At 67.2% G+C, this 20,727-nt stretch carries 17 protein-coding genes; 12 read left to right on the top strand and 5 right to left on the bottom strand.

Going from position 1 to position 20,727, the window contains the following annotated elements:
* Positions 1–71 precede the first annotated feature (71 nt).
* From RAH32_RS10410 to RAH32_RS10390, 5 genes are read left to right on the top strand one after another with little or no spacing between them, the layout of a single operon-like run.
* The gene (locus RAH32_RS10410) at positions 72–854 is read left to right on the top strand and encodes an MBL fold metallo-hydrolase (protein ID WP_306607824.1); all 783 of its coding nucleotides are present in this window, start codon (positions 72–74) and stop codon (positions 852–854) included.
* A 39-nt stretch (positions 855–893) separates the two neighbouring features.
* Positions 894–1,835: an ABC transporter permease gene (locus tag RAH32_RS10405; protein ID WP_306607822.1), complete on the top strand. Its 942-nt coding sequence runs from the start codon at positions 894–896 to the stop codon at positions 1,833–1,835.
* Positions 1,832–2,644, top strand: a complete 813-nt coding sequence (locus RAH32_RS10400; protein ID WP_306607820.1) for an ABC transporter permease — start codon at positions 1,832–1,834, stop codon at positions 2,642–2,644. Before RAH32_RS10405 ends, RAH32_RS10400 begins: the two co-directional genes overlap by 4 nt.
* Positions 2,641–4,203, top strand: coding sequence for an ABC transporter ATP-binding protein (locus RAH32_RS10395; protein WP_306607818.1), 1,563 nt, complete (start codon positions 2,641–2,643; stop codon positions 4,201–4,203). Before RAH32_RS10400 ends, RAH32_RS10395 begins: the two co-directional genes overlap by 4 nt.
* Before the next feature lie 60 nt (positions 4,204–4,263).
* Positions 4,264–5,292: an IS110 family RNA-guided transposase gene (locus RAH32_RS10390; RefSeq protein ID WP_306607816.1), complete on the top strand. Its 1,029-nt coding sequence runs from the start codon at positions 4,264–4,266 to the stop codon at positions 5,290–5,292.
* A 221-nt stretch (positions 5,293–5,513) separates the two neighbouring features.
* On the opposite strand, the gene RAH32_RS10385 is transcribed toward RAH32_RS10390, so the two are convergent.
* Positions 5,514–6,815, bottom strand: coding sequence for a DUF4123 domain-containing protein (locus RAH32_RS10385; protein WP_306607814.1), 1,302 nt, complete (start codon positions 6,813–6,815; stop codon positions 5,514–5,516).
* A 200-nt stretch (positions 6,816–7,015) separates the two neighbouring features.
* Here RAH32_RS10385 and RAH32_RS10380 point away from each other — a divergent pair, with 200 nt between their 5' ends.
* Both RAH32_RS10380 and RAH32_RS10375 read left to right on the top strand, forming a co-directional pair.
* Entirely contained in the window at positions 7,016–9,070 is a 2,055-nt protein-coding gene (locus tag RAH32_RS10380; RefSeq protein WP_209057846.1) for a 4Fe-4S binding protein, read from the top strand.
* Positions 9,067–9,951 (top strand): FAD:protein FMN transferase, encoded by an 885-nt coding sequence (locus RAH32_RS10375; protein ID WP_247740442.1) that lies wholly within the window; start codon positions 9,067–9,069, stop codon positions 9,949–9,951. Before RAH32_RS10380 ends, RAH32_RS10375 begins: the two co-directional genes overlap by 4 nt.
* A 28-nt stretch (positions 9,952–9,979) precedes the next feature.
* On the opposite strand, the gene RAH32_RS10370 is transcribed toward RAH32_RS10375, so the two are convergent.
* From RAH32_RS10370 to RAH32_RS10355, 4 genes are all read right to left on the bottom strand, one after another.
* On the bottom strand, positions 9,980–10,876 hold the full coding sequence (locus RAH32_RS10370) for a substrate-binding periplasmic protein (protein ID WP_209057847.1): 897 nt from the start codon (positions 10,874–10,876) through the stop codon (positions 9,980–9,982).
* Between the two features lie 8 nt (positions 10,877–10,884).
* Complete coding sequence (gene pedF / locus RAH32_RS10365) at positions 10,885–11,574, bottom strand: cytochrome c-550 PedF (protein ID WP_306607810.1); 690 nt, start codon at positions 11,572–11,574, stop codon at positions 10,885–10,887.
* A gap of 88 nt (positions 11,575–11,662) precedes the next feature.
* Positions 11,663–12,649, bottom strand: a complete 987-nt coding sequence (locus tag RAH32_RS10360) for a YVTN family beta-propeller repeat protein (protein WP_306607808.1) — start codon at positions 12,647–12,649, stop codon at positions 11,663–11,665.
* A complete protein-coding gene (locus RAH32_RS10355) occupies positions 12,646–13,821 on the bottom strand; it encodes an ABC transporter substrate-binding protein (RefSeq protein ID WP_306607806.1) in 1,176 nt (391 codons plus the stop codon). Before RAH32_RS10355 ends, RAH32_RS10360 begins: the two co-directional genes overlap by 4 nt.
* 126 nt (positions 13,822–13,947) lie before the next feature.
* Between RAH32_RS10355 and RAH32_RS10350 the strand changes: the two genes are divergently transcribed.
* The 5 genes from RAH32_RS10350 (at position 13,948) to RAH32_RS10330 (ending at position 20,681) form a co-directional block, all read left to right on the top strand.
* Positions 13,948–14,493: a tetratricopeptide repeat protein gene (locus RAH32_RS10350; protein ID WP_252930551.1), complete on the top strand. Its 546-nt coding sequence runs from the start codon at positions 13,948–13,950 to the stop codon at positions 14,491–14,493.
* A gap of 138 nt (positions 14,494–14,631) precedes the next feature.
* Positions 14,632–16,398, top strand: coding sequence for a PQQ-dependent methanol/ethanol family dehydrogenase (locus tag RAH32_RS10345; protein WP_265502436.1), 1,767 nt, complete (start codon positions 14,632–14,634; stop codon positions 16,396–16,398).
* Between the two features lie 167 nt (positions 16,399–16,565).
* Positions 16,566–17,279, top strand: coding sequence for a response regulator (locus RAH32_RS10340; RefSeq protein WP_265502434.1), 714 nt, complete (start codon positions 16,566–16,568; stop codon positions 17,277–17,279).
* Positions 17,257–18,444 (top strand): FIST N-terminal domain-containing protein, encoded by a 1,188-nt coding sequence (locus tag RAH32_RS10335; protein ID WP_306607801.1) that lies wholly within the window; start codon positions 17,257–17,259, stop codon positions 18,442–18,444. Before RAH32_RS10340 ends, RAH32_RS10335 begins: the two co-directional genes overlap by 23 nt.
* On the top strand, positions 18,441–20,681 hold the full coding sequence (locus RAH32_RS10330; protein WP_306607799.1) for a hybrid sensor histidine kinase/response regulator: 2,241 nt from the start codon (positions 18,441–18,443) through the stop codon (positions 20,679–20,681). Before RAH32_RS10335 ends, RAH32_RS10330 begins: the two co-directional genes overlap by 4 nt.
* Positions 20,682–20,727: the final 46 nt, after the last annotated feature.

Raw genomic sequence — 20,727 nt, 5'->3', positions numbered from 1 at the left:
GGCAAGGGGAACCCCGCCTGCACCATCCGTGTTCCACCCCGTTCCCATCACCCTTGTCTCGGAGAATCGTCATGATCCTCAGCCGCCGCGCCAGCCTGATGCTGGGTCTTGCCGCAGCAAGCGTTCCCCTCATGCCCCGCATCACCCTTGCCCAGACCGCCGCCGCGCCGACCTCTTTCGCCTATCCGGTCGAAGGCGGGCAGGTCGTGTTCCACCCGGTCGATCACGCCTCGATGGTGGTCGAGACGCCGGGCGGCGTCATCTATGTCGATCCGGTCGGCGGCGCGGATCTGTATGCCGGGATGCCGCAGCCCTCGCTGATCCTGATCACGCATGAACATGGCGACCACTACGACCTGCCGACCCTGCAGGCCCTGCCCGCCGTCGCCATCATCGCCAATCCGGCGGTCCACGCGATGCTGCCAGCCGACATGCAGTCCCGCGCCACGGCCATGGCCAACGGCGACCAGGCCCAGGCCATGGGCATCGGGATCGAGGCCGTGCCTGCCTATAACACCAGCCCCGACAGGCAGCAGTATCACCCCCAGGGGCGCGACAACGGCTATGTCCTGACCATCGGCGGCAAGCGGTTCTATATCGCCGGCGACACCGAGGACACGCCCGAGATGCGCGCCCTGGACAACATCGATGTCGCCTTCCTGCCGATGAACCTGCCCTATACGATGACTGTCCAGCAGGCGGCCGACGCGGTCGCCGACTTCCAGCCTGTAACGGTCTTTCCCTATCACCACCGGGGCAGCGACGTTCAGGAATTCGCCCGCCTGGTCGGGGCATCGGACGCGGGAAGCGAGGTTGTCATTGCCAACTGGTATCCGCGCGGCGAGGCGGGCTGACGCTTTACCGGCCCGGCAGGGCGGGTTAGCAAGGCCGCCATGCTGCGATACCTTCTGCGCCGGATGATCGTGATGGGGGCAAGCCTGCTTGCGGCCTCGGTCGTGATCTTTTCGGTGGTGGAGCTGGTGCCGGGCGATCCGGCCAGCTTCATGCTGGGCACCGGCGCTCAACCGGAAACGCTGGCGGCGCTGCGGCAGCAGATGGGCTTGGACGATCCCCTGCCGCTGCGATACGCGGGCTGGCTGGGCGCGATCCTGCAAGGGGATTTCGGCACCAGCTTCACCTACAAGACCCCGGTCGCGCCAATGATCGGGGAACGGTTGCAGGTGTCGCTGCCCCTGGCGGTCATGGCGCTTGTGCTGGCCGTGGTCCTGGCCCTGCCGGTCGGGCTTCATGCGGCGGCGCGACGAGGCCGCGCAGGCGACGGGCTGGCGATGGGGGCGGCGCATCTGGGCATCGCGCTGCCGAATTTCTGGCTGGCGATGCTGCTGGTCCTGGTCTTTGCCGTTCACCTGCGCTGGCTGCCCGCAGGCGGATTTCCCGGCTGGTCCGATCCCCTGGCCGCGCTGCGATCCCTGATCTTGCCCGCCATTGCACTGGCCCTGCCCCAGGCGGCGATCCTGGCCCGCGTCCTGCGGTCGTCCCTGATCGAGACAATGGGCCAGGACTACATCCGCACCGCCCGCGCCAAGGGGCTGTCACGCGGCCAGACCCTGCGCCGCCACGCCCTGCGCAATGCGCTGATCCCGGTGCTGACTATCTTGGGAATGCAGTTCAGCTTTCTTCTGGCAGGCGCCATCATCATCGAGAACGTGTTCTACCTGCCCGGACTGGGGCGGATGATCTTTCAGGCGATCACGCAGCGCGACCTGATCGTGGTGCAGTCGGCGGTGCTGGTGCTGGTGGCCGCCGTGATCGCCGTGACCTTCCTGGTCGATCTTGCCTATGCCGCCGTGGACCCCCGGCTGCGCCGCGCATGAGGGCGGGGCTGATCCTTGGCGCCTTGCTGGCGGGACTGGCGCTGGCGGCGGCGGTGCTGTCGGCCTTCTGGACGCCCCATGACATCGCCCGGCTTGCCATTGCCGAAAAGCTGCTGCCGCCATCGCCCGCGCATTGGTTCGGCACCGACCATCTGGGCCGGGACATCCTGTCGATGGCGATGCGAGGGGCGCAGACCTCGGTGGTCGTGGCGCTTGTGGCGGTCGCCATCGGCATGGGCCTGGGGGTGCCCCTTGGATTGCTGGCGGCGGCGCATCGGGATCGCTGGCCGGACGATCTGGTGATGCGCGGCAACGACCTGGTCTTTGCCTTTCCATCCCTGGTGATCGCGATCCTGATCACGGCGGTCTTCGGCCCGTCGGCAGTGAATGCGATCATCGCCATCGGCATCTTCAACATCCCGGTCTTTGCCCGCGTCGCGCGGGGCGCGGCGCTGCCCATCTGGACGCTGGATTACATCCGCGCGGCGCAGGTGGCGGGCAAGGGCCGGGCATTGATCAGCCTGCAACATGTCCTGCCCAACATCGCCAGCCTGCTAATCGTGCAGGCCACGATCCAGTTCAGCCTGGGGATTTTGGCCGAAGCCGGGCTGTCCTATGCGGGCCTTGGCGCGCAGCCCCCCACGCCAAGCTGGGGCCGGATGCTGGCCGAGGCGCAGACCATGGTGACGCTGGCCCCGCATGTGGCCGTCATTCCCGGACTGTGCATCGTGCTGACGGTTCTGGGCCTGAACCTGCTGGGCGACGGGTTGCGGGACGCCCTGGATCCCCGGATGCGGGTGCTGCGGTGATCCGCCTGAAGGATCTGTCGCTGTCCCTCGATGGGCGGCCTGTCCTGGAGGGGGTGTCGCTGGATCTGGAACCGGGCATCACCGGCCTGGTGGGCGAATCCGGCAGCGGCAAATCCATGACGGCCCTTGCGATCATGGGACTGCTGCCGGATCGGGCCGTTGCGTCGGGACGGGTGCTGCTGGACGGGACAGACCTGCTTGCGCTGTCCGAACCCAAGATGCGTCCTTTGCGCGGCAAACGCGTCGGAATGATTTTCCAGGAACCCATGACGGCGCTGAATCCGCTGATGACCATCGGCGACCAGGTGGCCGAGGTTCTGCGCATCCATGAAGGCCTGGATCGCCGTGCCGCCCTGGCCCGCGCACGCGAAGGGCTGGACCGGGTCGGCCTGCCCGCGCCCCGCTTTCCCTTGACGCTTTATCCCCACGAACTGTCGGGCGGACAGCGCCAGCGGGTCGCCATCGCCATGGCCATCGCCCTGCGTCCCGATCTGCTGATCGCGGACGAACCCACCACCGCCCTGGACGTGACCACCCAGGCGCGGATCCTGGATCTGCTGCGGGATCTGGTGCGCCAGGACGGCATGACGCTGCTGTTGATCACCCACGACCTGGCCGTGGTGGCGGGCATGGCCGACCGGGTTGCCGTGATGCAGGCGGGCCGGATCGTGGAAAGCGGCCCGACCGAAGCGGTTTTCCGCGCGCGCAGCCATCCCTATACGCGGCAACTGTTCACGGCCTCGGGCCACCGGCCCACCCGCCGGTCCCGGCCCCAGAAGGGGCCACTGCTTCAGGTGACAGGGGCTGTCCGGGAATACCGCACCGCCGATGGCGGGCTGCGCGCCCTGGATGGGGTCAACCTGACCATCGGGCGCGGAGAAAGCGTCGGCTTGGTGGGCGAGTCAGGCTGCGGGAAATCGACCCTGGCCCGCACGATCCTGGGCCTGGATCCCTTGCAAGCCGGGCAGATCCACCTGGAGGGACAGTCCGTCGGCCCCGGCCATCGGATGCCGCGCGACCTGCGCGCGCGGATGCAGGCGGTGTTCCAGGATCCCTTCGGCAGCTTCGATCCCCGCTGGCGGGTGGACCGGCTGCTGGCCGAACCGTTCCACCTGACCGGCAGCCCGCCCGACTGGCGCGACCGCATCGGCGCGGCCTTGGCCGAGGTCGGCCTGCACCCCACTGACGCCCGCAAATACATCCACGAATTCTCGGGCGGCCAGCGGCAACGCCTGGCCATCGCCCGCGCCCTGATCATACGCCCGTCCCTGATCGTCCTGGACGAGGCGGTCAGCGCCCTTGACATGCAGGTGCGCGCGCAGGTGCTGGACCTGCTGGCGCGGTTGCAGGCCGATCACGGGCTGGCCTATCTGTTCATCAGCCACGACCTGTCGGTGGTGCAAGGCATCACCGACCGCATCCTGGTCATGCAGGCCGGCCGCATCGTCGAGGAAGGCCCGCCCGACAGCGTCATCGACGCTCCCCGGCACGAACATACGCAGGCCCTGGCCCGCGCGATGCCAAGGATTCCAGATGGGATGGTTGCCGCCCTCCCCTGACGGCATCGCAGTGTGCCAAGGTCGTGGTGTTCAACGCCACGCAACGGAGAGGACGGCAAGATGAAGGATACGATGATCGGGGTTGACCTGGCAAAGCGTGTTTTCCAACTCCACGGCGCTTCGATGGTAGGGGATGTGAAGTTCCGCAAGAAGCTGACGCGGGATCAGTTCCGCGCGTTCATGGCGCAGCATCCGGCCTGCCTGGTGGTGTTCGAGGCCTGCGGCAGCGCCAGCTACTGGGCGCGGGAGATGGAGGCGCTCGGCCATGAAACGAAGCTGATCGCACCGCAGTATGTTCGGCCATTCGTCAAGCGGCAAAAGAATGATGCGAACGATGCGGAAGCGATCGTCATAGCCGCGCGTCAGCCAGAGATGCGCTTTGTGGTGCCGAAATCGGAGGATCAGCAGGCGCGGGCTGCCCTGTTTCGCGGACGCGAGCGGTTGGTCCGGCAGCGGACCGAAGATGTGAATGCCCTGCGCAGCCTGCTCTATGAACATGGTCATGTTTTTCCCATCGGCCTTGGTGCGCTTGGGCGCATGCAAGCCCTTGTGGCAGATGACCGCAACGGTCTTCCCGGGTTGCTGCGTGAGGAATGTGAGGAACTGCTAACTCAAATTGCGGAAAAGACGGCGCGGATCACCGCGCGAGACCAGAAACTGAAGGACCTCGCCGCCCGTTCGGAGACAGCGCGGCGACTGCGCACCATGCCCGGTGTCGGCCCGCTGACAGCTCTGGCCCTCGAGGCGTTCGGCCCCGACATGGCACAGTTCAGGCGCGGGCGCGACTTTGCGGCATGGCTCGGGTTGGTGCCGCGGCAACATTCCTCGGGCGGAAGGGATCGCCTGGGCCGCGTCTCGAAAGCTGGACAAGCCGATATTCGGCGGCTCCTGATCATCGGAGCCATGTCGCGGCTGGGCTGGCTGGGACGACGAAAGATCGTGGCGGGCTCGTGGTTGGCCCGGATGCTGGACCGCAAGCCGAAAATGCTGGTAGCGATTGCGCTGGCCAACAAGATGGCTCGACAAATCTGGGCGATGCTGACCCGGAATGAGGACTTCAAGGATCCGACGCTGGCTGCCGTGGCGTAACCTCAGCGGGCAACACGCAGTCAGCGGCGGAGCTAAGGGGGTGTGAGAAGCCGACGACCTGAATGGGCGCATGATCGAAAAGATCCGGGCCGGGGAAACCAGAAGGCTGCTGCGTGCGCAAAGCCCGCATTTCAGATTGGAACCCGCCCCGCTGATCACCATACCGGCCTGCGGCTTCTCAAAGCGCCGCACAATGAGGCCTGAAAGAAGACCGCACTCGATCACACGCTAACAAGGTCACAAGCCTCTTGCATTACGGGCGGCAACCAAAGAAGCGGCCTGTTAAGGGCTACGCGACAGTCGGCCATAATCCCCTGCGCCCCGCCGTCGCTGCGCGCCGGGTCCGGCCCGGTCTGGCCGATGGCAGCCAGTTGTTGCGCCAGATCGCCGACCAGCCCCTGCTTGTTACGCCATTCGGCGATACCCTCGATCATCCGGGTGACCGACGCGAGATCCGACAGCGGCGCGCGCACCGGCAGCCAGGGCGCGCAAAGCCGTGCCAGCCGCGGATCATACAGCATCCGATAGCCCAGAAAGGCCGATGCGGCGGCCAGCTTGCCGATCGCTGCCCGCCCAGTGACGCCAAAGCCGCGCGCATCGGCCGCGACCTGCACGACCAGCCGTTCGACCTCGGCGCGCCGGACATCCAGCATCCGCAGATGCCGCGGGATCGACCGCATCAGCCCGTCGGTGACCACCTGCACACAGGTCGTCTGCGCCGATGCCCGCACCGCGCGCAGCACCGCCGGCAGCGTCAGATCCGCGCGGCTGGCGGTGGCCGCTGCTGCCGGCGCCGCCATGCCGGCATCCCCGCCATTCCGGCGTGCTATGATGGCGAAATTGCCCTCGCCCAGATCGCGGGCCAGCGCGTCGATGCGCAGATCGCGGCCATCGAACAGCGCCCGCAGGATATCGGCAGAATCGCCCTGCAACCGCGCCAGTTCCGCGATCAGCCGCCTGTCCCAGAAGCGCAGATAATAGGCCTTGCCCGATGCGTCCTGCACCCGCAGCCGCCGCCGCAGATGGGCCCGCAGATCGCCCAGCCCGGCATCGGTCCGCAGATACAGGCCACCAAACCGCCCCCACATGCTGGCCGGCGACCGCCCGCGCGTCAGCAGCATCCGGGCAAAGCTGCTGCCGGGCTCCAGCCGCACCAGCCAGGGCGCGACCTCGCCCAGCTCATACAGGGCGGCGCCTTGATACAGACAGACATGGTCCAGCCCGGAGCCGTCCAGCAGCTCGGTCAGCCCGTCACCCTCGGCCGCATCGAGCAACACATAGCAATGCCGCCCGCGATCCGACGCGAAAAACGGGTCGAGCGCCGCCGGCCAGCCGCGCTTCGGGTCGATGCCAAGCTGATCGTCGAGCGGGGTGACAGCGTCGATCCGCGTCACCGCGAACCGGGTCTGCGGCGCAGCCGCCACCATCGGCAGGGGGCCGGAAACCGGGCGCGCGCCCTGCCCCGGTTCGGCATCAACCCTGCCGGGCGGTAGAATCCAGAAATCTGACTGCGACTCGTTCACGACAACACCATCCCTATGCACAGCATTCACGCCTTCCCGCGCGCGCAACCCTTTCTGGCCACGGGCTTTTGGCCCTTGGTCCGGCTTTCGCGCGATGCTGATGCGGGGCTAGCGGTCGCGGCCGCCGGACCGCGCCCCGACCGGCACGCGGTCGACTTTGGTCGCATTTATGAGCGGCGCGGCGGCGCTAGTCTGCCCCCATGCGCTGGCTGATGTTGCTGATCCTGTTCTGGGCCGCCCCCCTGCACGCCGAACCGCTGACGCGCGCGGCGCTTGGCGACATGATCGCGGCGCCCTATGCGCTGGGCGAGCCGTTGAACGACAAGGGCGTCTGGGGGCTGACGAATTCGGGCGGCGGCGATGCGGGCTATGTGTTTGAAACCGGCCCGCTGGCGCCCCTGCCCGGCTTTTCCGGACAGCCGATCAACATGCTGGTGCTGCTGGATCTTGAGGGCACGTTCATCGACGTGCGGCTGCTGGCCCATAACGAGCCGATCTTCGTGTCCGGTCTGGGCGAGGCACCGCTGCGCCAGTTCCTGTCGCAATATCGCGGCCATTCGATCAATCAGGCGCTGGTCGTCGGCAGCCCCTATGGCGATCAGGCGGGGGGCGATCTGGTCTACCTCGACGGCGTCACCAAGGCCACGGCCAGCGTCCGGATCGCGCATGAATCGATCCTCGCCTCCGCCCTAGCCGTGGCGCGCGAAAAGATGAAGGGGATCAGCGCCGGCCCCCCGCCGCGCCCCGATCCCGATCACGCCGAAGCGCTGGACTGGAATGCGATGCTGGCGCAGGGGCTGGCGCGGCACCTGCTGGTCAGCAATGCCGATGCCGATGCCGCCTTTGCCGGCACGCAATGGGCCGATGACGACCCGGATGCCGCGGCCGACCCGGACGGCGCCTATCTGGACCTGTTCGCCGTCGATATCGGCCCGCCGGCGATTGCCGCCGCCGTCCTTGCCCCCGCCACCCTGGCCGAGGTCCGGCGGCTGACCACGCTGGCCCCGGATGATGAGATGATCCTGCTGATCGAGGCCGGGCGGCACGGGCTGGTCGGCCCCGATTTCATCCGCAATACCGCCCCCGACCGGATCGGCGCGGTGCAGGACGGGCTGCCGCTGGCACTGCGCGATGCCGATATCCTGGCCGAGCTGCACCCGGACCTGCCTGATGCGTTGCAGGATGCGACGATCATGGTGGTGCGGCTGGACCGGCGACTGGGCTTTGACCCGAGCCGCGACTGGTCGCTGGTGCTGCATGCGCAGCGCGAACATGGCATGTTCCAACCCGAAACCGGCATCCGCGATTTCGATCTGGCCATGGGCCTGCCGGAACGCTTCTTTCTGGCGGCCGCCGCGCCGGTGCAGACCGCGCCCTGGGTCGATGCGCTGCGCAACCGGCGGCTGGACCTGATCCTGCTGGCGGCGGGGCTGCTGGGGCTGGGCGCCGCGCTGATGCGGCAAAGCTGGCTGGCGCGGCAGCGGCGTTTCACCGCCATCCGGCTGACAATCCTGGCGGCCGTGATCGGCTTTGTCGGGTTCTGGGGTCAGGGGCAATTGTCGATCGTCACGCCGCTTGCGGTGATCCGCGGGGTGACGCAGGGCGGCGGGCTGGCGGTGCTGCTCTATGATCCGTTCTCGCTGATGGTCTGGGCGGCGGCGATCATTGGTTTCGTCCTGTGGGGGCGCGGGCTGTTCTGCGGCTGGCTGTGCCCCTTTGGGGCGATGCAGGAATTCGCCCATCACGCCGGGCGGCGGCTGGGGCTGCCGGAATGGGAACCGCCGCGCAGCCTCGGCCGTGCCTTGCTGTGGACCGGGCCGGTGGCGCTGGCCGGTCTGATCGCGGTCGCCTTTATCGCCCCCGACCACGCCGAAACCGTGGCCGAGATCGAGCCGTTCAAGACCGCCATCACCATGCATTTCGACCGCCCCTGGCCCTATGTGCTGTGGGCGGGCGGCTGGCTGGCGGTGTCGATGGTCTGGTTCAAGGGGTTCTGCCGGTCGATCTGCCCGCTTGGCGCCCTGATGCGGATCGGCGGGGTGCTGCGCCTGCGCCGCTGGATCCCGCGCCGCGCGGCCTGCGGCAGCCCCTGCCAGCTGTGCCGCGTGCGCTGCAAATATGACGCCATCGCGCCCAAGGGCGAAATCCGCTATTCCGAATGTTTCCAGTGCCTTGACTGCGTCAAGATCCATGACGACCCGGGCCAGTGCGTGCCCTTGATCCTGAAGGCGCGCGGCCGGAGGATGGCGGCATGATCGGGCGCAGGCGCTTTCTGACGATCACCGCCGGGGCGCTGGTCGCCGGCCCGGCGGCGGCGACGGTGGCGGCGAAGGCGGCGGCGGCCGAATGGCGCGGCCAGGCGCTGGGCGCGGATGCGCGCATCGTGATCCGGGGCGGCGCCGCGCCGGACAGGGTGCTGGCCGATCTGCGCGCCATGATCGGGCGCATCGAGGCGGTGTTTTCGCTGTTCCGCGATTCCGAGGTGACGCGCCTGAACCGCAACGGCCGCGTCACCGCGTCGGATGATCTGCTGGATGCCGTGACGCTGGCCCGGCGGGTGCATGGCGCGACCGGCGGCGTCTTTGACCCCGGGGTCCAGGTCCTGTGGCAGGCGCTGGCCGGTGGCGCGGCGCCCGGGCCCCTGACGCCGCTTGGCGGGCTGGTGCGCGACGGGCGCGACCTGCGGCTGGCGCAGGGTCAGGCCGTGACGCTGAACGGCATCGCCCAGGGGATCGCGACCGACCGCGCCGCCGCGCTGCTGGCGGACCGCGGCCTTGGCGATATTCTGGTCGATCTGGGCGAAACCCGCGCCATTGGCGGCGATTTCGCGCTGGAACTGGCCGATCCCGACGCCGGGGTTCTGGGGCGGCTGACGCTGCGCGCGGGGCGGGCCATCGCGACATCATCGCCCGGCGCGCTGGTCTTTCCGGGCGGGCAGAGCCATATCATCGGCCCGGCAGGCCAGCGCCCGCGCTGGTCCACGGTGTCGGTCGAGGCAGGAACAGCCGCGCTGGCCGATGCGGCATCGACGGCCTTTGTGCTGATGGATCGCCCGGCCATCGCCGCCGCCGCCCGGCGGCTGGACACCGGCCCGGTGCGGCTGGTCGATTTCGATGGCAACCTGACGACGCTCTGACGCGCCCCGCCCCCGGCCTGCCCCCGTTTCAGCGCACCGCCGGCAGATAGGTCACGCCATGATCGGCAAAGATCCGTTCCATCCGCCCGTCGGCAATGGCCGCGCCGATGATGTCATCCACCGCATAGCCCAGCGGCCGGTGCTGGGTCGACAGGGCCAGCCCCAGCGTCCATTTCGACCGTTCCAGCCCCAGAAAGGGCGGCTCATGGATGCCGATGGCGTCCGTCGCGCCGGCTTCCAGCTGGGCGCGCGGGCCCATCACCGCCATCACGTCCCCCGCCACCAGGGCCGCCATCGCCTGCGCGACATTGGGATAGCGATGCACCTTGTCGCCCGCCGCCCCGACCAGCCCGGTCAGGAAGAAATCCGAGATGGAATCGTTTTCGACCCCCACCGTGTCGTAACGGAAAAAGGCCGGAACAGGCGGCTTTTCGGGGTATTCGGCGCGTGCATAGGCGATCGCCAGATGTTCCTCGGCATAGATGCCGGTGAAGACGACCTGATCGAAACGGCAGGCATAATCCACGTCATAGGGCGCATGCAGGAACAGGTTCGACACATGCCCGCCCACCGCCGCGCCCTTGTAGACATAGTTCAGCAGGTCCTGGTCCAGCGTCTCGCCCGCCTGGACCATGCGGATCCGGGTCTCGACGCCCAGATCGCCGCCGATCAGCCGCGCCAGATCGACATCGATCCCGGCCGGCTGGCCATTGGCCAGATAGGACCAGGGCGGGAAATCTTCATAGACCGCGATCTCAATCCAGCCCTCGTCGGTGATCCGGTCCAGCGTGCGGCCGATATCCTGCGGAAAGCTGTTCTGCTGGCGCTGATCGGGCGCCACGCCGGCGCAGGATGCAAAACCGGGCGCGGCCCCGGCCAGAAAGACCAGCAGGGCCGCGCCCGCAATCGGAAAACCTGATCCCATCACATCCCTCAGTTCGATGCGGAAAGCCCGATCGTCAGCAATTCGGCGGCATGTTTCCCGGATGCCGGATCATCGGTCAGCGCGGCAGCGGCGCGCGACACGGCGCTGTCGGCGACCGGGGCGCCCGATGCGGTGACCACGCCCGTTGCGATTTCCGTCAACTCGGTCTTCAGGGCGGCCGGATCGCCTTCGCCCTTGGTCAGAAGGTCCCGAATTTCATGCAGCCGGTCCGAGGCCGCGTCCAGCGCGCCATCTTCGGGGCGGGTTTCGATATAGGTGCGGATCGCCCAAGCGGCCTTTTGGCCCAGCACATCGCCAAAGGCCGGCATCTTGGTCGTGCCATCCTGAGTATAGCCGTGGCGGAACCGTTCGATGAACCATTCATCGCCATATTCCTCGGCCTCAAGGAAACGCAGGTCGGGCGCCAGCCCGCCCGACACGGCGCCAAGGCCATGGCAGCGCGCGCAGTTCTGGTTATAGCCGGAATCGCCGATTTTCACCGCGGTCAGCCAGACCTCGTCGCCCGCCGCCTCGGCCCGATAGGGGTTTTCGGTCAGCCATTCCTCGCCCACCTCGGGCAGCGCATCGGTGTTTATCGGCTGCGGCGCGACATCGCCATGGGCCATGATCTGAACCGGCACGGCGATGCACCCGGCGGCGATGGCGGCCAGCAGGGATTTGTGAAACTTGGTCGTCATGGGCGGTTCCTCCTGTCCCGTTCGCGGCGTGGTTCAGTGTCGATCCGTGCTGCATGCGCGGCAATTCGACCTTGGTCGATGCGACTTTTCAGTCGGTCGGCCGGGCCGAGGCGCCCCAGGGAAAACGCCCCACCTTGATCGTCTTGACCGGGGTCAGCGAAGCGACGTCGATCACCGTAACATCGCCCGATACGCCATTGGTCGTGAACAGTTTCGTGTTGTCGGGCGAAAACGCCAGATGCCAGACCCGGCGCCCGACGAGGATGTAATCCGTCACCGCGCGCGTCGCGACATCGACCACCGCGATATGGTCGGCCGGCCCCAGCGCGACAAAGACCCGCGCCCCGTCGGGCGAAAAGCGCATCCCCACGGGCTGCAGCTTTTCGGGGCGGATATTCGGCAGTGCAAAGCTGATCTTGGCCAGTTCGGCCTGGGTCGCGACATCAAAGATGCTGACCGTGCCGCCGACCTCGGCGCTGACCCATAATTCCTTGCCATCGGGGCTGAATTCCGCGTGGCGCGGCCGCGAATCGACCAGCGTATTGGCGATGATCTGCTGGGTTTCGGTGTCGATCCAATGCGCCATGTTCGTCGTCTCGGACGTGGTGATCTGGATCTTGCCATCGGGGGATATCCCCATCCCTTCGGGTTCGATCCCGACATCGATCTGGGCGACGACCTTGCGGCTTTCGGTATCGACGACGGTGGTGATCGCGTCGTCTTCATTCGCGATGTAAAGCAGCCGGTCATCGGGCGAGATGACGAATTGTTCGGGATCGGCGCCCGATGGCAGATCATGCAGGATCTCGCCGGTTTCCGGATCCATCACCTGCACCGCATTCGAATCCGACGCGCAGATATAGAGCCTGCTGAAATCGCGCGAAAAGGTGACGCCGCGCGGGCGCTGGCCGGTCGGATAGGTCGCGGTGACCGCCAGCGTGTCGACATCGATGACGCTGATCGTGTCGTCCAGTTCATTGGTGACCCAGATTTCATCGGCAAGGGCCGGGCCGGCCAGGGTCAGGGCCAGCGTCAGCGACGTGGACAGCGCAAGCAGGCAGCGGCGGGGCGTCATCGGGCAACTCCGAATTTGGTGCAGGTGGTGCTGGGCAGGTCGGTGCCCAGCGTGTCGAGTTCGGACCGCTGGTGCAGGAAACCTTCCAGCGGCGCGACATTGACGACGGCGCGTTCCGTGACCAGCGGGATCGGCTGGCGCATCTGGCCGTCCCATCCGCGGAACGACAGGGGCGTGCCGAGGAACCCGGCCAGCCGGAACTGATCCGACAGGATATAGTCGCGCAAGGCGCCAGGATCGGCGGTCCCGGCGCGGGTCACGGCCTCGCCAATCGCGGCGACGGCGGCCCAGGCGCCGAAATCCTGCACCAGCATGTCGCGATGCGCGGCGTCCCGGAACCGGCCTTGCAACTGCGCCGCGCCCCAGTTTTCGACCACCGGCGACCAGCCGCGCGGCATGATCCCTTCGGACCCGGCAAGGGGCCGCGCCTGCCAGGTGTTATAGGCGATATAGCGGCCGAAATCGCCGCGTTCATCGGCCACGATCAGCATGTCATGTTCGGGCAGGTCCTGGGTGAACAGCGGCACCTCGGCCGAGGCGACACGGCGCATGTCGGCATCGAATTTCCAGTCCGCCTCGCCCTTCAGCCCGATCCCGAATTTCGTCAGCGAGGCGCGGATCGCATCGGCAAAGGCGGCGTCTTCGGGGTTCGGTCCATGGACCATCGCCAGATCGGTCCATTGCTTTTTCAACGCGAATTGCGACAGCGCATCGGCCCGCATCGACAGGCTGGGCGTTGTGTGCAGGACATTCGCGCGGCAATCATCCCCGCGCAGGCTGTCATCGGGGGCCGCGGTGTTGAAGATCACCGCACCGGCGGCATCGGGCAGATCGGCCAGCGCCAGCAGATCGGCCGGCGGCGCCTTGACCACCATCAGCCGCGCCCCATCCGCCAGGGCGGCGCGTGCCGCCGCCAGAAAATCGTCATCCGGCGCGACGATGGTTTCGTTCAGCCGGTATTCATGGCCCAGAAAGCGGCCCGTCGTGGCGATATCGGACAGCGCGACACGGGCGCCGGCCACGCCCAGATCGGGCGGCGGCGCGATCAGGTTCGACAGGATCGGCGGCGGCGTCACCTGCCGCTCGATCAGGTCGATGCGCACCTGTTCGGCACTCGCCGCGTTGCCTGCGACGGCAATGCAGGCAAGCGGCGCGGACAGCCATCGAAACATGCAAAGTCCCCCTTTCGCCGAAGTCTGGGAAAATTGGCCGGCCGCGAAAATACGACCATGGTCCAAGCCCGGACCGCGGGGCGCGGTGCTATCTTCAGCCGTCTGGCAACCGGCGGAGGATGGGAAATGATTCGGATCATCTGCGGGGCTGCGCTTGCGGCCCTTTGCGCGCTGCCCGCCGCCGCGCAGGACGCCGATCAGCTTGGCGACCTGAACCCCGACGAGATGACCTGGCAGCGCGTCATGCGCGACATCGAACGCGGGCAAACCACGATGACGAATTGCGCCGCCGGCTATTACATCACCAAAAGCGGCCGCCACGGCCCGGCCCGGACCCTGTTCGAACGCTGCGCCGATGATGGCTGGACCGGGGCGATGACCTGGATGGGGCAGATGGATGAAAACGGGCTGGGCGGGCCGCAGGATTCGGCCCGCGCCGCCGAATGGGATCGCCGCGCGGCCGATGCCGGCGATCCGGTCGGGATGCTGAACCGGGGGCTGGACCTGCTGCGCGGCCACGGCGTCGCGCGCGATCCCGAGGCCGGCCGGCGCATGATCGACGGCGCGGCGCAGCAGGGCCTGACAACGGCGCGCGATCTGCAGGCCGCCGATTACGACCCCCGCGCGGTCACGCCCGACGCGGATGAATGGCGCTATCAGAACCTGTTCTGACGCCGCCCGCCCCCACCACGCCGACCCATTCGACCAATGGACAATATACGGCGCGGCGGGGCGATCCGCATACTCACCGCCAGACGCCTCGGGCCGGTTCGGCACAAAGAGAGGCCGACACCAAGCGGAGGAGAGAACATGAACAGATTCGTGCTGGCGACGGTCCTGGCAATGACCGGCATCGCCACGGCGGCCGGCGCCGCCGTCACCGAGGAAGACCTGGCCAATGACCAGGCATCGACGGGCGACGTGCTGACCAACGGCATGGGCCGCGACCTTCAGCGTTTCAGCCCGCTGACCACCCTGAACAAGGACAATGTCCAGAACCTCGTGCCCGCCTGGGCCTTTTCCTTTGGCGGCGAAAAGCAGCGCGGCCAGGAAAGCCAGCCGCTGATCCATGACGGGATGATGTATGTCACCGGGTCCTATTCCCGCGTCTATGCGGTCGACCTGAAGACCGGCAAGGAAGTCTGGCAATATGACGCCCGCCTGCCCGAAGGGATCCTGCCCTGCTGTGACGTGGTCAATCGCGGCGGCGCGATCTTTGGCGACAATTTCTATTTCGGCACGCTGGACGCGCGGATCGTCGCGCTGGACCTGAAGACCGGCGACGTGAAATGGAACAAGAAGATCGCCGATTACAAGGAAGGCTATTCCTATACCGCCGCACCGCTGATCGTGAACGGGCTGGTGATCACCGGCAATTCCGGCGGTGAATTCGGCGTCGTCGGCGAGGTTCAGGCCCGCGATGCCGAAACCGGCGAAACCGTCTGGACGCGCCCGGTGATCGAAGGGCACATGGGCACGCTGAACGGCGCGGAAAGCACCATGACCGGCGAATTGAACGCCACCTGGCCGGGCGACATGTGGAAGACCGGCGGCGGGGCGACCTGGCTGGGCGGGTCCTATGACAAGGACACCAACACGCTGGTCTTTGGCACCGGCAACCCGTCGCCCTGGAACAGCCACCTGCGCGGCGCCGGCGAACCCGTTGAAGGCAACAAGGGCGACAACCTCTATGCCGCGTCGCGTCTGGGGATCGACCCCGCCACTGGCGAGATCAAGTGGCATTTCCAGTCCACCCCGCGCGAAGGCTGGGATTTCGACGGCGTGAACGAGGTCGTGCCCTTTGTCGACAAGGACGGCAACCAGCGTTTCGCCACCGCCGACCGGAACGGCTATTTCTATGTCCTGAACCGTCAGGATGGCGCCTATGTCAACGCCTGGCCCTTTGTTCAGAACATCAGCTGGGCATCCGGCATCGATGACACGGGCCGGCCGATCTATAACGAAGACAACCGCCCCGGCGCCGCCAATGAGGCCGCCGAAGGCGGCAAGGGCCAGCAGGTCTTTGCGGTGCCGTCCTTCCTCGGCGGCAAGAACTGGATGCCGATGGCCTATAGCCAGTCGACCGAACTGTTCTATGTGCCCTCGAACGAATGGGGCATGGACATCTGGAACGAACCGATCAGCTTCAAGAAGGGCGCGGCCTATCTGGGCGCGGGCTTTACCATCAAGCCGATCTTCGACGACCATATCGGCAGCCTGAAGGCGATCGACCCCAATACCGGCGAAGTGAAATGGGAATACAAGAACGACGCACCCCTGTGGGGCGGCGTGATGACCACCGCCGGCGGCCTGGTCTTCATGGGCAACCCCGAGGGTGACTTCATGGCGCTGGATGACGCCACGGGCGAAATCCTGTGGTCGTTCCAGACCGGGTCGGGCATCGTCGGCCAGCCGATCACCTGGGAACAGGATGGCGAGCAATATGTCTCGATCGTCTCGGGCTGGGGCGGCGCCGTGCCGCTGTGGGGCGGCGAGGTCGCCAAGAAGGTCAACTATCTGAACCAGGGCGGCACCGTCTGGACCTTCAAGCTGCCCAAGCAGCTGGCGGCCAACTGACAGGCGCTTGCCAGTGGCATCGTCAGGGGCGCGGGCCGGCGGTTCGCGTCCCTTTCGTCATCGCGCCCCATCCCGAGGCCGCATGTTCGACCAATTTACGGCTCGGCGCAGCGCACGACACAACCTAGACAAAACGTCACCCATCCCTCCAACCCAAAGGGCCTGCCATGGCGACCAGCGCAATTCCGACACCCGAGGCCGATGCCGCCTTTCGCACCGCGCTGATCATCGAGGATCACCCGCTGTTCGGTGACGCGCTGGCCATGACGCTGCAATCGGTGTCGGGGATCGAAACCGTCCTGCATGCCGAGAACCTGACGCAGGCGGCCGGGATGCTGACCGATGGCGGCAGTTTCGATGTCGTGCTGCTGGACCTGAACCTGCCCGATGTCGACGGGCTGGAAGGATTGATCACGCTGCGCCGGATCGCGCCGCAGACGCCGATCCTGCTTGTCACATCGGTCAATGAAACGCGGGTCGTGCGGGCGTCGCTGGCCGCCGGGGCCGCGGGCTTCGTGCCGAAACATTCCCGCCGCGAGGTGTTCAAGGCCGCCTTTCAGGCGCTGGCGGCGGGGGAAATCTATGCCCCCGACCTGCCCACTGACGAAGAACTGGACGCGATGCCGCCATCCGGGCGCGACACCGCGATCCGCCGGCTGTCGCAACTGACCAATCAGCAGGCGCGGATTCTTGACCTGATCTGCGAGGGCAAGATGAACAAGCAGATTGCGCATGAGCTCGCCATAGCGGAAACAACCGTCAAGGCGCATGTCACCGCGATCATGCGCAAGATGGGCGTCACCTCGCGAACGCAGGCGGTGCTGATGGCGCGGGACGCGAAGATGACGGGGCTGTTGAATGATGCCGGAGGAAACACTTAACCCGCCACCCCCCGGCAGCGAGGGCGCGAAAGACGTGCTGGCCCCGTGCCGCGCATCCGTGCCGATGGATGATCCCGACCCGGTGGCGCGGCTGGCCGCCGCGCTTGGGCCCGGCCCCTTTGCGCTGATCATCCTGTTTGCCGCCCGCGCCGCTGACATGGACGCGATCCTGGCCCGCGCGACCGAGACCTTCCCGCGCAGCGAAATCGCCGGCTGCACCACGGCAGGCGAAATCTGCGAAACCGGCTATGCCGACGGGCATCTGGTCGCGGTCGGCTTTCCCGCCGCCGGCTTTGCCGCCGAAACCGTGCTGATCGACCCGGTCGATGCGGTCGACAGCCGCGACGTCATCGCCCGGCTGCGCCGTGCGCGGCAGGCGCTGCACCGCCGCCGCGGGGATTTCGCGCATGAGCTGGCGATCCTGATGGTTGACGGGCTGTCGGGCCATGAAGAACAGCTGATCGCCGCACTGGCCGGTGGGCTGGGGCCGATGCCGACGGTGGGCGGATCGGCCGGCGACGACCGCCAGCTGGTGCGCACCCATGTCTTTGCCGATGGCAAGATCCGCACCCGCGCGGCGGTCCTTTGCCTGCTGCGTGCGCGGGCGCCGTTCCGGGTGTTTTCCTTTGACGCGACCTGCCCGTCGCGCACCCAGATGGTGGTGACCAGCGCCGATCCGGTCAACCGCGCCGTGCTGCGCATCAATGACGAACCGGCGGCGCGCGAATATGCGCGGCTGCTGGACCGCCCGGTCGACAGCCTCGGGCCCGAAATCTTCGCCACCCGCCCGGTTCTGGTCCGCGCCGGCGGTCGCCACCATGTCCGCGCCATCCGCCATGTCGGGCCGGAAGATTCGCTGGTCTTCTTTGGCGCCGTGGCCGAGGGCATGGTCCTGACCCTGTCGGCCGAGAGCGATCTGGCCGCGCATCTGGGCGGCGTCATGCGTGATCTGCGGCGCGACCGCACGCCCCGGATGGTGCTGGGCTTTGACTGTATCTTTCGCCGGATCGCTGCCGAAAGCATGCAGCAGACGACCGAGGTCAGCCGCATCCTGGCCGAAAACCGCGTCACGGGCTTTTCCACCTATGGCGAACAGATCGGCACTATGCATGTCAACCAGACGCTGACCGGGATCGCCTTTTACGGGCCGGACGGCACCCCATGACCGGCGCGCGCACGGATCTGCCGACCGATGTCGAACGGATGATGGCGCCCGGCGACAGCCCGGATCGGCGCCATGAAAAGCTGGTGCGCATCACCCAGGCGCTGATCCGCCATGTCGAGGACCTGCCCGAGGACAGCGGCGCCGGCTATGCCCAGTTTCAACGCGCCGCCGTGCTGGAGGACGAGGTCCGCGCCCGCACCCGCGATCTGGAACGCGCGCTCGACCTGCTGAACGCGTCGAATGCGCAACTGGCCGATGCATTCCGCGAAAAGGAACTGGCGCGGCAGAACCTGTCGGCGGCGATCGAAACCATTCAGGAAGGCTTTGCCCTGTTCGATCCGCAGGACCGGCTGATCCTGTGCAATGCCCGTTTCAACGCGCTGCTGCCCGATATCGTCGACCGGCTGCGGCCGGGTCTTGGCTTTGACGACTATCTGCACCTCGTCGCCAGTTCGCGCCATCTCGTCATCCCGCCGGGCATGACGCGCGACGGCTGGATCGAGATGCGCAAGAAGCGCCACAGCGAACGCCATTTCATCCTGACCCAGGGCATGGCCGACGGCCGCTGGGTGCAGGTGTCCGAACAGCGCACCAGCGACGGCAGCACCGCGATCCTGCAAACCGACGTGACCGACCTGATCCTCAGCGAGCGGGCCGAGCGCGGACGGCTGCTGGATGACCAGACCGCCGTGTTGCAGGCAACGCTGGACCATGTGCCGCTGGGGGTGTGCATCTTTGACGCGCGGCTGCGGCTGATCGGCTGGAATGCCCGTCTGGGCGAGATGCTGGCGATCCCGCGTGCCCGGCTGCGCGCCGGTCTGCTGGTCGATGACCTGTTGCATCACTTGCGCGCGCAACTGTCATTCCCGACCCATCAGGGGGTCAACCGGCTGGTCGACTGGGTGCGCTCGGTCCGCCGCAAGGACAGTTTCAAGGTCGAGGTGACCCGCGATGGCGGCGGCCGCGCGCTGGCCATCTATGCGCAGGAAATTCCCGATGGTGGCTTCGTGATGTCGATCGACGACATCACCGAAGAACGCAATACGATGCTGGCCATCCGCCGCGCCAATGAAACGCTGGAAGCGCGGGTCATCGAACGCACGCTGGAACTGCAAGACGCGCTGGCCAGCGCCGAACGGGCCAATGCGTCCCGCATCCGTTTCGTCGCGGCGGTGGGCCATGACCTGATGCAGCCGCTGTCGGCGGCCACGCTCTATGTCGGGTCGCTGATCGAGGACGTGGCCCCGCCGCAGCAGCGGGCCAAGCTGGAAAACGTGCAGCGCTCGCTCGATTCGGTCAGCGGCCTGCTGGGCGCCCTGCTGGATATCTCGCGGCTCGAGGTCGGTCAGGCGGCGCTGACGATCGAGCCGATCTCGCTGCGGCCACTGTTCGACCAGTTGCGCGACGAATTCACCCCGGTCGCCGAGGCAAAGGGGATCGAGCTGATCATCCGCCCGGCCCATGCGACGGTGGTGTCCGACCGCATCTATCTGCGGCGGATTCTGGCGAACCTGATCTCGAATGCGATCCGCTATACCGATCGGGGCCGGGTTCTGGTCACCGCCCGCCGCCGGCCCGACCGCCAGCTGATCCAGGTGCGCGATACCGGGCGCGGCATCGCCGCCGGCGACCAGCAGGATATCTTCAAGGAATTCAAACGTCTGGATGCCAAGGCCAGCGCCGCCGAGGGGCTGGGGCTGGGGCTGGCCATCGTCGAACGCGCCGCATCGCTGCTGGGCCACCGGCTGGACCTGCGATCGGCGCCGGGCTGTGGCTCGACCTTTTCGGTCGAGCTGGCCTCGACCCGGCAGGGCGATCACCGGCTGCACCGCAGCGCCCCCGCCCCCGCAGCGCCCGACGAGATCATCGACATGACCGCGCTGATCGTCGAGAACGATGCCGAGGTCACGCTGGCCCTGTCGCAATTGCTGGAACAATGGGGCATCAACGTGCTGGACGTGCCCTCGGGCGAGGATGCGCTGGCGCTGTTGCGGGATACCGGGGTCGAACCCGATCTGTGCCTTGTCGATTACCGGCTGGGCGCGGGGATGGACGGGCTGGCCTGTCTGGCCGCGATGGAACCGCTGTTGCCGGGCCGGCCGGCGAAATGCCTGATGACGGCGGAACGATCCGTGGCGCTGGCCCAGCAGGCGGCGCGGCAATCCGTCGAATTGCTTTACAAGCCCATCACCCCCGAAACGCTGGCGCGGGTGGCCTATAAGTTTCTGAACATCTGAACGTCGGGCGACCGGCCATGGCCGGGCTCTGCCTCAATCTGTGTGG

Source organism: Paracoccus yibinensis (assembly GCF_030846195.1).
Classification (GTDB): domain Bacteria; phylum Pseudomonadota; class Alphaproteobacteria; order Rhodobacterales; family Rhodobacteraceae; genus Paracoccus; species Paracoccus yibinensis.
The sequence above is the reverse complement of the archived record's forward strand: the minus strand, read 5'-3'. Positions and strand labels throughout refer to the sequence as shown.

Excerpts from the sequence above, each read along its gene's own strand:
- RAH32_RS10410 (WP_306607824.1), top strand. The coding sequence starts at position 72 with ATGATCCTCAGCCGCCGCGCCAGCCTGATGCTGGGTCTTGCCGCAGCA.
- RAH32_RS10405 (WP_306607822.1), top strand. The coding sequence starts at position 894 with ATGCTGCGATACCTTCTGCGCCGGATGATCGTGATGGGGGCAAGCCTG.
- RAH32_RS10400 (WP_306607820.1), top strand. The coding sequence starts at position 1,832 with ATGAGGGCGGGGCTGATCCTTGGCGCCTTGCTGGCGGGACTGGCGCTG.
- RAH32_RS10390 (WP_306607816.1), top strand. The coding sequence starts at position 4,264 with ATGAAGGATACGATGATCGGGGTTGACCTGGCAAAGCGTGTTTTCCAA.
- RAH32_RS10380 (WP_209057846.1), top strand. The coding sequence starts at position 7,016 with ATGCGCTGGCTGATGTTGCTGATCCTGTTCTGGGCCGCCCCCCTGCAC.
- RAH32_RS10375 (WP_247740442.1), top strand. The coding sequence starts at position 9,067 with ATGATCGGGCGCAGGCGCTTTCTGACGATCACCGCCGGGGCGCTGGTC.
- RAH32_RS10370 (WP_209057847.1), bottom strand. The coding sequence starts at position 10,876 with ATGGGATCAGGTTTTCCGATTGCGGGCGCGGCCCTGCTGGTCTTTCTG.
- pedF (WP_306607810.1), bottom strand. The coding sequence starts at position 11,574 with ATGACGACCAAGTTTCACAAATCCCTGCTGGCCGCCATCGCCGCCGGG.
- RAH32_RS10360 (WP_306607808.1), bottom strand. The coding sequence starts at position 12,649 with ATGACGCCCCGCCGCTGCCTGCTTGCGCTGTCCACGTCGCTGACGCTG.
- RAH32_RS10355 (WP_306607806.1), bottom strand. The coding sequence starts at position 13,821 with ATGTTTCGATGGCTGTCCGCGCCGCTTGCCTGCATTGCCGTCGCAGGC.
- RAH32_RS10350 (WP_252930551.1), top strand. The coding sequence starts at position 13,948 with ATGATTCGGATCATCTGCGGGGCTGCGCTTGCGGCCCTTTGCGCGCTG.
- RAH32_RS10345 (WP_265502436.1), top strand. The coding sequence starts at position 14,632 with ATGAACAGATTCGTGCTGGCGACGGTCCTGGCAATGACCGGCATCGCC.
- RAH32_RS10340 (WP_265502434.1), top strand. The coding sequence starts at position 16,566 with ATGGCGACCAGCGCAATTCCGACACCCGAGGCCGATGCCGCCTTTCGC.
- RAH32_RS10335 (WP_306607801.1), top strand. The coding sequence starts at position 17,257 with ATGATGCCGGAGGAAACACTTAACCCGCCACCCCCCGGCAGCGAGGGC.
- RAH32_RS10330 (WP_306607799.1), top strand. The coding sequence starts at position 18,441 with ATGACCGGCGCGCGCACGGATCTGCCGACCGATGTCGAACGGATGATG.